The sequence below is a fragment of the Dactylosporangium sp. CA-092794 genome (genome assembly GCF_050948465.1).
GTDB lineage: Bacteria > Actinomycetota > Actinomycetes > Mycobacteriales > Micromonosporaceae > Dactylosporangium.
Genome location: NZ_CP192044.1, coordinates 9,353,713 through 9,364,169, shown reverse-complemented (window position 1 = coordinate 9,364,169; position 10,457 = coordinate 9,353,713). Strand labels below are relative to the sequence as shown.

11 protein-coding genes are annotated in these 10,457 nt (G+C 72.4%); 7 read left to right on the top strand and 4 right to left on the bottom strand.

Translation table 11 applies throughout. The features are described from left to right. Window positions 1-22 precede the first annotated feature (22 nt). Together ACQPXD_RS40075 and ACQPXD_RS40070 are read left to right on the top strand one after the other, a co-directional pair. A complete protein-coding gene (locus ACQPXD_RS40075; RefSeq protein ID WP_432827538.1) occupies window positions 23-454 on the top strand; it encodes a hypothetical protein in 432 nt (143 codons plus the stop codon). Window positions 455-533: 79 nt separating this feature from the next. Then, window positions 534-1,055 (top strand): type 1 glutamine amidotransferase domain-containing protein, encoded by a 522-nt coding sequence (locus tag ACQPXD_RS40070; RefSeq protein ID WP_432827536.1) that lies wholly within the window; start codon window positions 534-536, stop codon window positions 1,053-1,055. A gap of 969 nt (window positions 1,056-2,024) precedes the next feature. Here the strand turns inward: ACQPXD_RS40070 and secA2 are convergent. Beyond that, window positions 2,025-4,352: an accessory Sec system translocase SecA2 gene (gene secA2 / locus ACQPXD_RS40065; RefSeq protein WP_432827534.1), complete on the bottom strand. Its 2,328-nt coding sequence runs from the start codon at window positions 4,350-4,352 to the stop codon at window positions 2,025-2,027. A gap of 488 nt (window positions 4,353-4,840) precedes the next feature. On the opposite strand from secA2, the gene ACQPXD_RS40060 reads away from it, so the two are divergent. Then, window positions 4,841-5,671 (top strand): NAD-dependent protein deacetylase, encoded by an 831-nt coding sequence (locus ACQPXD_RS40060; protein ID WP_432844130.1) that lies wholly within the window; start codon window positions 4,841-4,843, stop codon window positions 5,669-5,671. Between the two features lie 5 nt (window positions 5,672-5,676). Here the strand turns inward: ACQPXD_RS40060 and ACQPXD_RS40055 are convergent, their stop codons facing one another. Next, window positions 5,677-6,420, bottom strand: a complete 744-nt coding sequence (locus ACQPXD_RS40055; RefSeq protein WP_432827532.1) for a 3-keto-5-aminohexanoate cleavage protein — start codon at window positions 6,418-6,420, stop codon at window positions 5,677-5,679. A 103-nt stretch (window positions 6,421-6,523) separates the two neighbouring features. After that, the gene (locus tag ACQPXD_RS40050) at window positions 6,524-6,811 is read right to left on the bottom strand and encodes a DUF3040 domain-containing protein (protein WP_432827530.1); all 288 of its coding nucleotides are present in this window, start codon (window positions 6,809-6,811) and stop codon (window positions 6,524-6,526) included. Between the two features lie 300 nt (window positions 6,812-7,111). Between ACQPXD_RS40050 and ACQPXD_RS40045 the strand changes: the two genes are divergently transcribed. The 4 genes from ACQPXD_RS40045 to ACQPXD_RS40030 all read left to right on the top strand — a co-directional run bounded on the left by ACQPXD_RS40045 (window position 7,112) and on the right by ACQPXD_RS40030 (window position 10,096). Continuing rightward, a complete protein-coding gene (locus tag ACQPXD_RS40045; RefSeq protein ID WP_432827528.1) occupies window positions 7,112-8,416 on the top strand; it encodes an AI-2E family transporter in 1,305 nt (434 codons plus the stop codon). A 10-nt stretch (window positions 8,417-8,426) separates the two neighbouring features. Continuing rightward, window positions 8,427-8,864 (top strand): nitroreductase family deazaflavin-dependent oxidoreductase, encoded by a 438-nt coding sequence (locus tag ACQPXD_RS40040; protein ID WP_432827526.1) that lies wholly within the window; start codon window positions 8,427-8,429, stop codon window positions 8,862-8,864. Window positions 8,865-8,868: 4 nt separating this feature from the next. Next, entirely contained in the window at window positions 8,869-9,738 is an 870-nt protein-coding gene (locus ACQPXD_RS40035; protein ID WP_432827524.1) for a glycoside hydrolase family 88 protein, read from the top strand. A gap of 64 nt (window positions 9,739-9,802) precedes the next feature. Continuing rightward, on the top strand, window positions 9,803-10,096 hold the full coding sequence (locus tag ACQPXD_RS40030; RefSeq protein WP_432844128.1) for a hypothetical protein: 294 nt from the start codon (window positions 9,803-9,805) through the stop codon (window positions 10,094-10,096). Between the two features lie 96 nt (window positions 10,097-10,192). Here ACQPXD_RS40030 and ACQPXD_RS40025 read toward each other — a convergent pair whose 3' ends face one another. After that, a complete protein-coding gene (locus ACQPXD_RS40025) occupies window positions 10,193-10,429 on the bottom strand; it encodes a hypothetical protein (protein ID WP_432827522.1) in 237 nt (78 codons plus the stop codon). Window positions 10,430-10,457: the final 28 nt, after the last annotated feature.

Sequence of the window (10,457 nt, the reverse complement as noted above, 5' to 3'; positions counted from 1 at the left end):
GCCGGCGCGCCGTTTCCTGGGCATGACCGACCAGCTGCTGCGCTGGGCGCGCGAGGTGTGCGCCTCCACGTCCCGGCACGCCGACGACCTGGCCACCGCGATGGGCCTCGACCTGAACACCGCCGAGGTGCTCGGCAGCCAGTGGATCTTCGATCCGCCGCCGCCCGGCACCTCGTACTGCGAGTACGTCGTGGACGACGACGACACCCTGCTGTTCGCCGAGTTCATCCCGGATGCGCCGACGCGGGTCGAGGACCTCGTCCCGCTCTTCGGCGACGGCCGCGCCATCGTGGGCGGCCCGCACGACGCGGCGCCGACGGTGATGTTCGAGCTGCTGGCCCCGCCCGGCGCGAGCCACGCGTGCCGCGTCACCGCCCGGCTGCGCCCCTCCGACCCGCAGACCAGCGAGGTGGAGAGCGTGCTGCTGCACCCTCGCCTGCTGCCCGCCGCCTGAACGCCGGGCCCTCGCTCGGTTGGGCGCCGATGCGCTGGGTACGGGAACGCAGAACGGCAGCCGAAAGGAGGACCCATCAATGGATGTCGCATTTCTGGTATCCAAGGAGGGGATCGAGCAGGCCGAGCTGACCGAGCCGTGGAAGGCCGTCGAGCACGCCGGGCACACGCCCCGGCTGATCTCGCCGAGGCCGGGCCGGGTCCAGGCGTTCCAGCACCTGGAGCGCGCGGACACGTTCGAGGTCGACATCACCGCCGCCGACGCCCGCCCCGCGGACTACGCAGCCCTGGTCCTGCCCGGCGGCGTCGCCAACGGCGACCTGCTGCGCTGGCAGCAGACGGCGGTCGAGTTCGTGCGCGGCTTCGCCGCGACGGGCCGGCCGATCGCGGTGATCTGCCACGGCGGCTGGATCCTCATCGAGACCGGCACGGTCACCGGGCGGCGGCTCACGTCGTGGCCGTCGCTGCAGACGGACTACCGCAACGCCGGCGCGAACTGGACCGACGAGGAGGTCGTGGTCGACGGCAACCTGATCAGCAGCCGCAAGCCGCACGACCTGCCGGCCTTCTGCAAGGAACTGGTCGAGGCCCTCGCGACCTGACGGCACCAGCGCGGCGCCCGGCCCCCCAGGCCCGGCGCCGCGCCGCGGTGGCAGCGCCGCGGTCCCCGTGTTGCGGTCGCCGCGTCGCGGTCGGCGGGTCGGCGGGTGGTGGGCGCCGCGCTGCGGTCCCCGCGCTGCGGTGGCAGCGTCGCGGTCCCCGCGCTGCGGTGGCAGCGCTGCGGTCCCCGCGCTGCGGTGGCAGCGTCGCGGTCGGCGGGTCGGCGGGTGGTGGGCGCCGCGCTGCGGTTCCCGCGCTGCGGTCGCCGCGTCGCGGTCGGCGTGTGGTGGGCGCCGCGTTGTGGTCGCGGTCGGTCGCCCGTCGGAAAGCTCGGGCGCCGCCCTCGAAGCGGGTCGCCCGTTGCGCACTGCGTTTCGAAAAGTCGGGCGCTCCGCGCCACGACTTTTCGGACTTATACCCCGTCAGGCGAAAAATCCGTTAAGTCATGACGCCGCCAGGCGTCGTGACTTAACGGCTGCACTCACCGCCCACGGCCGGAGCGAACGAATCTCTCCGCGATCATGCGACTTTCGCTGGCGAGGGCCGGGTTTCTCATGATCACGGAGACTTATGGTACCTATGGGTACATCGACCTTCCACGATCATGAAAAACGCGTGGTACGGGCGGCGACTCAGCATGATCGCGGAGAGTTCCGGTCGCGATGCCCGCGCGACTCGAGCCCATCGAGCCCTCACCCGACATCGGCGCTATGCGGCGCGGCGTTGGCGGCAAGGGCGGCAAGGGCGGCCCGAAACGCTCGATCGCCACCGCCGCCGGTTGTCCCCGCTCCGAGTGGCTGCCGGCGGCGTCAACCGCCACGACCCGCGGCCGCTCGACCCCCTGCCTCGGCACCGTCAGCAGCCAGGCCGGCCCGCAGCGGCCCGGCCCGGTCACCGGCCGTCACCCCACCCCACCGGCTCGGCGGACCGGGGCCGGGGGCCGCCGCGTCGGCGGCGCCCCCGCGCGCCGGTCAGCTCTTCTTGACGCCCTTGCCGCTGCGGAACAGCTTCACCATGCCGGCGAAGAACCGCTCCATCTCCGAGCCGAACGGGTTGTCGCTGACCACGTAGGTCCACGTGGCGCTCGGCCGGACCAGGCCCGCGTCGGCCGGCTCCCACTCGGGGCCGTCGATCTCCTGCTCCTCGAACTCGGCGGCCGTGCGGTTGTCGATCTCGGCCAGCAGGCCGCGGAACGCCGGGATCGCCTCGCGGTGGAACTCGTCGAGCGGGTCCTGCGAGCCCAGCACCCGCAGGTGGATGCCCTCGCGCAGCTCGCTCATGTCGGCCAGGTGCTCCGACCAGGCGCTGTCGGCGTGGAACAGCGCGATCTGGCGGGCGATGCGCAGCACCGTGTCCTCGCCGAGCTCCTCGGACAGGTCGTTGTACTTGTCCGGGCACCGCTCGGCGAGCAGCTCACCGGCGGCGTCTGTGGTGAGCAGCTCCTCGCGGCGCTTGCCGTGCAGCTGGCGGTGCTGGTCGAGCAGGTAGTTGTACCGCCAGGTGTTGCGGTGGATCTCGAGGTTGACGGTCTCGGCGACCCGCTGCGCGGAGCCGATCGCCCACCGCACGTCCTCGTCGTCGATCGCGCCGTCGCCGTCGGCCCGCCCCATCGGCATGGGCTCCGGGCCGTACCGCTGGATGAGCTCGTCCTCGAGGCTCACGAAGAACATCGATTCACCCGGGTCGCCCTGCCGGCCGGCGCGGCCGCGGAGCTGGTCGTCGATGCGGCGGGAGTCGTTGCGGGCGGTACCGATCACGAACAGGCCGCCCAGCTCGGCGACCCGGTCGCGGTCCTTCTCGTTGCTGCCGCCGAGGCGGATGTCGACGCCGCGGCCGGTCATCTGGGTGGAGACGGTCACCGCGCCGACCGCGCCGGCCTCGGCCACGATCGCCGCCTCGGCCTCGTCGTTCTTGGCGTTGAGCACGACGCAGTCGACGCCCTCTTCCGCCAGCGTCGCCGCCAGCCGCTCGGACTCGGCGACGCTCAGCGTGCCGACGAGGACCGGGCGGCCGGTCGCGTGCATCGTGGCGATCTCGGCGACCACGGCGATGTCGCGCTCCTCGGCCGAGGCGTAGACCCGGTCGGGCCAGTCCTTGCGGATGTTGGGCAGGTGCGGCGGGATGACCGCGACCTCGAGCTTGTAGAACTCGCGCAGCTGATCACCGACCGGCATGGCGGTGCCGGTCATGCCGCAAATTTTCTGGTACTGCGTGAGAAACGCCTGCACCGTGATGGTCTGCAGCACCGTGCCGCCGCCACTGCTGCGGATCTTCTCTTTGGCCTCGACCGCGGCCTGCAGCCCGTCGGGCCAGCGGCGCCGCTGCGCGACCCGGCCGCGGAACTCGTCGATGAGCTCGACCTTCTCGTCGCGCACGATGTAGTCGACGTCGCGCACCAGTAGCGCCTCGGCGTGCAGCGCGAGGTTGACGGCCGTCAGCTTGTCGAAGTTCTCCTCGGCGTAGAGGTCGACGCCCAGCGCCGTCTCGACCTTCGCCAGGCCCGACGTGGTCAGGTGCGCGGTGCGGCCCTCGTCGACGACCTCGTAGTCGTGGTCGCGGTGCAGGCCCCCGGCGATCTCCGCGATGGCGAGCGGCTGGTCCTTTTCGTCGATCGTCGAGCCGGCCAGCACGAGCGGTACCCTCGCCTCGTCGATCAGAATCGAGTCGGCCTCGTCGATGATGACCGTGCCCAGCTCGCGGTGGACGCGGTCGGCCGTGTCCGTCACGATGGCGTCGCGCAGCAGGTCGAAGCCGGCCTCGCTGACCGAGACGTAGGTGATGTCTTTGGCATACGCCTCGCGCCGCTCCTCGGGCGTCGAGGACTCGTTCACCCAGCCGACGCTCAGGTCGAGCAGCTCGTACACCGGGCGCATCCACTCCGCGTCGCGCCGGGCCAGGTAGTCATTGACGGTGATCACGTGGACCGGCCCCTGCGCGGCATACCCGGCGGCGGCGATCGCGGCGGTCAGCGTCTTGCCCTCGCCGGTGGCCATCTCGACCACGTGCCCGGCGAGCAGGACCTGGGCGCCGAGCAGCTGGACGTCGTAGGGCCGCTCGTCGAGGGCCCGCTTGGCGGCCTCGCGCCCGAGCGCGCACGCCTCGACGAAGTCCTGCGGGTCGGTCCGCTGGTGCAGTGCCGTGGCGGCGGCGCGCAGCTCATCGTCGGTGAGCTCGGACAGCTCGGCCTCGCGCTCCTCGATCAGCGGCAGCAGGGCCTGCATCGGCTCGAGGTCGATCGTGGTGCCCGGCTGCTCCTGCAGCTTGCGGCGCCACGCGTTGAATTTGCTCACCAAACCCATGCCGAACACGATACGTCCCTCGCGACGGAAGCTGTGTGCCCCGTCACCGCCCGCTTCCTCGTTGGCACCCTCGACCGGCTCACGCCACCGCTTGATCGCGCCCACCATCGCCGGTCGGCCGCCCCATAGGCCCCGGCCGTCACCGCCGGCGCCCTCCGCCTGGTCGCGCCGCGTCCGCCGCGCGCTGCCGTGGCCGGTCGGGCCCCGCATCGCTCGTAGACCGGCCCGCTGCCCCGCCCGTATCCCACCGGCCACCTTTGCGGCGCCGCAGTCACGGACATAACCGCCCACATCGCCCATCAGCTCAGCCTCGCCCGCACTCAGCAGCTCAGCCTCGCCCGCATCCCAGCAGCCCCAGCGGCACCTCAGCCGCATTCCAGCAGCCCCAGCCGCTTCGGATCACGAAAAATCGTGATATGTCCGAAAAGTCGGGTGACGGAGTCGCCCGACTTTTCGTGCGCGCGGCCAACGGCGCCGGGTGAGGGAACATTGGTGGCGTGGAACAGGGTATGGCGGCGCTCAGCGCGCTGCTTGGCAAAGGGGGCGCGCTCATCCTCAGCGGCGCCGGCATCTCCACCGAGTCCGGCATCCCGGACTACCGCGGGCCGAGCGGCACGCAGCGCAACGCGCAGCCGATGACGTTCCAGACGTTCACCCGCGACCCGATCGCCCGGCGGCGGTACTGGGCGCGCAGCTACCTCGGCTGGCGCACCATCGCCAAGGCCGCCCCCAACGCCGGCCACCACGCCGTCGGCCGGCTCCAGCGCCTCGGCCTGCTCACCGGCGTCATCACGCAGAACGTCGACGGCCTGCACCAGGCCGGCGGGGCCGACGGCGTCGTCGAGCTGCACGGCGCGCTCGACCGGGTCATCTGCCTCGACTGCGGCGCGCTCAGCCCCCGGGCCGAGCTCGACGACCGGCTGGCCACGGCCAATGCCGGCTACGCCGCCGAGGCGGGCGGCGTCAACCCCGACGGCGACGTCGACCTCACCGACGAGCAGGCGGCCGGCTTCGTGGTCGTCGACTGCACGGCCTGCGGCGGCCTGCTCAAGCCCGACGTCGTGTTCTTCGGCGAGAGCGTGCCGGCACCGCGGGTACAACAGTGCTTCGATCTCGTGGAGCGCTCCGCCGCGCTCGTCGTGCTCGGCTCGTCGCTCACCGTCATGTCCGGCCGCCGGTTCGTGGTGCGCGCCGCCAAGCTCGGGATGCCGATCGCCATCGTGAACCAAGGCCCCACCCGCGGCGACGCCCTGGCCACGCTGCTGCTGGACGCCCCGCTCGGCGCCGCGCTGTCCGCCGTGGCCTGGGCGTTGCGATAGCGGCGTTACGGTGAGGTGGCCGCTCGCGACCACACCGACAGCGCCAGGCGCACGAGTTCGGCGTTGTCCGCGACCGGTTCGCCGCCGGGGCCGGTGAGGGTGTCCTCCAGCCCGATCCGCGTCGGCAGCCCCAGCCGCCCGGCCAGCGCGACCATCGGCCAGCACAGCTCGCCCTCGCCGTGCAGCAGCCGCTCGCCGGCCACCCCGGCCTCGTCCAGCCGGGCCAGGATCTGCACCGGATCGTCGTGCCGTTGCATGATTTCCACGAGTACCCGCGGCAGGCGCCCGGCGATCGAGAGCGCTCCGGCGTCGGCGAGGGTCCACACGCCCGCCTCGACCGCGACGCCGAGCCCGGTCAGGGTGGCGACCAGGGCGGTGAACCCCGGCTCGGCGACGTTCACCGAGGCGAAGTCCGGCCGGCGGTACTCCGGGAGCTCCTCCCAGCCGGCGACCGCCCGCTGCCGCGCCGCCTCGTCCCGGCCGGTGATCCACAGGCCGGTGGTCACGCCGATCGTCGTGGCGGGGCAGGACTCGCGGACCGCGGCGATCGCCGCCCCGACGTCGGCGGCCGCGAGCGACTCGGCGCCGGACGGCGCCCGCGGGTGCAGGTGGACGGCCTCGGCCCCGGCGGACACGGCGGCCCGCGCGGCGGCGGCGAGCTCGACCGGCGTGACGGGCAGACCGGGATGCGCGCCGGCCGGCCGGCCGCCGTTGAGGGCGACCTTGATCCGGGCGATCGGGCTCAGCACAACTCAACTGTCGCCCGGCCACACCGGCGGCGACAAGATCGGCCCACGAACGTGCGTTCCCCGGCGCCGTGAGCACGTCGCCGGGGAACGGGAAAGGTCCAGGTCAGGGGTTTATGTGGGTGGCCGGCTGCTGGGGTTGCGCCGACGGGTAGGTCCAGACGCCGCCGGCGACGCCCAGCGCGCAGATCGCCAGCACCGTCCCGAAGACGCTGCCGGCGGCCAGCCCGATGATCGCTCCGGTGACTGCCGCGACGGCGATGAGTACGGCGGCCACGCGGCGCGGCGTGACCCGGCGGCTCATGGCCCGGTTGAAACCGTTGACGAAGCGCGTGTCGTTGCGCAGGGCGGCCTCGATGTCCGCGAGCCGCTTCTGCTCACTCTCGCTGAGCATGACGCTCAACCTCCTCCGACGGGCGTGCCCGTTGCCGATGGGTACCCGTTGCGATCGATCGTCACACAGAATGCTGCGCAGTGGGTCGGCCGGTTGGCGCCAAGTAGGATTTCGCAGCTCAGTGGCGGTATGATTTGTGGCATTTGTCGGTTGCTGCGGTACGTGAGAGATCCCGGCCGATGTTGATCCCTCCGGCGAATGGCAGGGAATGCGGCGATGAACACTGCGAGGCGAATGGTCGCCGGTAGCCGGGCCGCGACGATCGGTTGACGGCCCCCCGACGGGGGTACTGGCCGTGGCATGGCGACGTGGATCACGCAGGTCGGCGAGCGGGCGCGGACGCGGCTGAGCGCCGCGCGCCGCGTACCGCCCTTTCCCGGTCCGATCGAGGTGCGGCCCGCGTCCACTGTGGAGGACGGCATCCCGCGCGGGATCAAGGTCGCCGGCGCCTGGGCGTGGCGGATAGTGCTGTTCATCCTCGCGGGTTACCTGCTGCTGCGCCTGATCGGCGCGCTGCGGCTGATGGTGATCCCGGTCGTCGTCGCGGTGCTGCTCGCCGCCCTGCTCGAACCGGTCGCCGGCTGGCTGCGCAAGCACGGCCTGCACCGCTCGCTCGCCGCCGCGATCGTGCTGGTCGGCGGCCTGTTCGTGGTCTTCGGCGGCCTCGGCGTCATCGTCTACACGTTCATCGCCCAGTTCGGCAACCTCACCGGCCAGGTCCGCGACGGGCTCAACGAGATCCGCCGCTGGCTCGCCCGCGGCCCGCTGCACCTGTCCGAGCGGCAGTTCAACAACATGATCGACTCGCTCCAGCACCAGATCACCGCCAACCGGGGCGTGCTCACCTCCGGCGCGCTGGGCGCCGCGGCGACCCTCGGCGAGGTGCTGACCGGCTTCTTCCTGGTGCTGTTCACCCTGTTCTTCCTGCTGCGCGACGGCGGGCAGATCTGGACGTTCCTGTGCCGGCTGCTGCCCCACCAGGCCGAGGTGCCGGTCGCCCGGGCCGGGTACTACTCGTGGTACACCCTCGTCTCCTATGTGCGGGCCACGGTGCTCGTGGCCTTCGCCGACGCGCTCGGCATCGGCATCGGGCTGCTGGTCCTGCGGATCCCGCTCGCGCTGCCGCTGGCGGCCCTGGTGTTCCTCGGCGCGTTCATCCCGGTCGTCGGCGCCACCCTCTCGGGCACCGTCGCCGTGCTCGTCGCCCTGGTCACCCACGGCCCGGTCAGCGCGCTGCTCGTGCTCGGCGTCGTCATCGCGGTACAGCAGATGGAGGGACATGTCCTGCAACCGCTGATCATGGGCCGGGCGGTCGCACTGCACCCGCTCGCGGTGATCCTCGCCATCGCCACCGGGGTCGTGGCCGCGGGCATCGTCGGCGGCCTCGTCGCCGTGCCGCTGCTCGCCGTCGCCAACACCGCCGTGCGCTACCTGGCCGAACACCCCGGGGGTGAGCCCACGCGGGAGGAGGAGCCGCCCGGCGTCGAGCCCACCGACCAGCCCGACGAGGACGAGCGACGCGAGCAGGGCGCCCGGAAGCCGGAGGACCGCTCCGCCGCCCGCGATCCGGCGAGTAGCGTCGAAACCGAGAACGATCAACCGTAAGGAGTGCAGCATGCCGCTGACCGGTGAGTACGAGCCGAGCCCCACCGACTGGTCGCGCGAGCAGGTCGAGCTGTTCGAGCGCACCGACGGCGCGGAGGGCAACCTCATGCGCGGCCGGCCGATCATCGTGCTGACGTCCCAGGGCGCCAAGTCCGGCAAGATCCGCAAGACCCCGCTCATGCGGGTGGAGCACGACGGGGAGTACGCCGTCGTCGCGTCCCTCGGCGGCGCGCCGAAGCACCCGGTGTGGTACTACAACGTCAAGTCCAACCCGCACGTCGAGCTGCAGGACGGCCCGGTCAAGCGCGACTACACCGCCCGCGAGGCCACCGGCGAGGAGAAGGAACTGTGGTGGAAGCGAGCCACCGCGACCTGGCCGGACTATGCGGTGTACCAGACCAAGACCGACCGCGTCATCCCGCTCTTCGTCCTCAGCCCGCACGACTGACCAAGTGCCTGATCACCCGGTCGTGCTGACGCTGCTGGCCATGCAGCGGCAGAACTGGGAGCAGGGCGTGGCGATGCACGCCCTGCTCGACCTGGGCCAACGGAGCCTGGCCGCCCGCCTGGCCTGCGACAGCGTTGTGCACCAGAGTCCCGACGGCCGCCTCGGCACCATCGGCAACGAGCGCGGTTCGGTCAATTCCGCGGCGTGTTTCGAGGGTGTGGTACGCCTGGGGCTCTCCGACGCCGCGCACCGCCAGCTCGACTGGATCGTCACCCGCGCGCCGCGCGCCGCCGACGGCACGCTCTACCACCTGCTCGACGCGCCCGAGGTGTGGGCCGACACCGTCTACATGGTGGTGCCGATGCTCGCCTTCGCCGGCCACCCCGACAAGGCGATCCACCAGGCCGAGGTCCACCGCGACCGCCTCTGCCGCGACGGCCTCTACGCCGCCGCCGACACCCGCCCGCAGCTGTGGGGCACCGGCAGCGGCTGGGTCGCCGCCGGCCTGGCCCGCGCCATCCACCACGACCCGGACCTGGGCGCCCCGCTGGCCGCCCACGCCCGGGAGGTCCTCGACGCCTGCCTGGCCCGCCGCCGCCCCGACGGCCTCTTCGGCAACGTGCTCGACGACCCCGCCTCGTTCCGCGAGGCGAACCTGGCGCAGATGCTGGCTTACGCGGCGTACACCGGCGTCAACGACGGCTGGCTCCCAGCCTCCTACGCGGCAAAAGCCGCGTCCCTGCGCGCGGCGGTGGCCCCCATGGTCTTCGACGGCCTGGTCACCTCGGTCTGCGGGGCCCCGACCTTCGACCGCCCCGGCACCTCGGCCGAGGCCCAGGCCTTCTACCTGCTGGCCGAGGCCGCCGCCGGGTGACCGCTCGCCCTTCGGGGCACCCTGCCCTGTTCCCGGCGCGCCGGATGTGGTTGGTTTGACAGCCGTGGCGGATGAGGAACTTCTGCTGGTCGCCTTGGTCGACCTGGCGGCCGGAGCGATCGAGGCCGGCCGGCAGTACGAGGACGAGGTACTCGCCCTGCTGGCCCGGCACGGCGGCACCCTGGAGCGCAGGCTGCGGTCGGCCGAAACCGAGGTACAGATCATCCGGTTCGCCTCGCGCACCGGCCTGGACTCGTTCATGTCCGACCCGGACCGCCTGACGATCCGCGCCCGCTACGGGGACACGGCCCCGCTCACCCGCGTCCTCGAGGTGACCGAGATCCCTCCGACCCCCTGAAACGCCGGGCGCCTCGCGCTCATCAGCCGGCATCGGGGCGCCAGCCGCTGCGCCGGCGCCCCTGCGCGGAACCGGCTTCGGCGTCGGCGCCGGACGTCAGCGGTTGCGCTGACGCCAGGTGGCCGCCGCGGCCTCGATGCGGCGCTGGTTGCGGGAGGTGCCGAGGCTGCGCTTCGCCCGCCCGTACAGCCAGACGGCGCCGCCGACCACCACCGCACCGATGATCAGATACCAGAGAATGCCGAACAGCGCGTGGAACAACCAGCTGGCGATCGCGCCGACCACGAACAGGCCCACGACCACCGCTACGGCGCCTACCAGGAAACGACCCATACATCCAGCATGCGCCGCCCACGCCACC

What these genes read in the sequence shown, in the direction of transcription:
- ACQPXD_RS40075 (WP_432827538.1), top strand. Translation starts at nt 23, where the DNA reads ATGACCGACCAGCTGCTGCGCTGGGCGCGCGAGGTGTGCGCCTCCACG.
- ACQPXD_RS40070 (WP_432827536.1), top strand. Translation starts at nt 534, where the DNA reads ATGGATGTCGCATTTCTGGTATCCAAGGAGGGGATCGAGCAGGCCGAG.
- secA2 (WP_432827534.1), bottom strand. Translation starts at nt 4,352, where the DNA reads ATGGGTTTGGTGAGCAAATTCAACGCGTGGCGCCGCAAGCTGCAGGAG.
- ACQPXD_RS40050 (WP_432827530.1), bottom strand. Translation starts at nt 6,811, where the DNA reads ATGCTCAGCGAGAGTGAGCAGAAGCGGCTCGCGGACATCGAGGCCGCC.
- ACQPXD_RS40045 (WP_432827528.1), top strand. Translation starts at nt 7,112, where the DNA reads ATGGCGACGTGGATCACGCAGGTCGGCGAGCGGGCGCGGACGCGGCTG.
- ACQPXD_RS40040 (WP_432827526.1), top strand. Translation starts at nt 8,427, where the DNA reads ATGCCGCTGACCGGTGAGTACGAGCCGAGCCCCACCGACTGGTCGCGC.
- ACQPXD_RS40025 (WP_432827522.1), bottom strand. Translation starts at nt 10,429, where the DNA reads ATGGGTCGTTTCCTGGTAGGCGCCGTAGCGGTGGTCGTGGGCCTGTTC.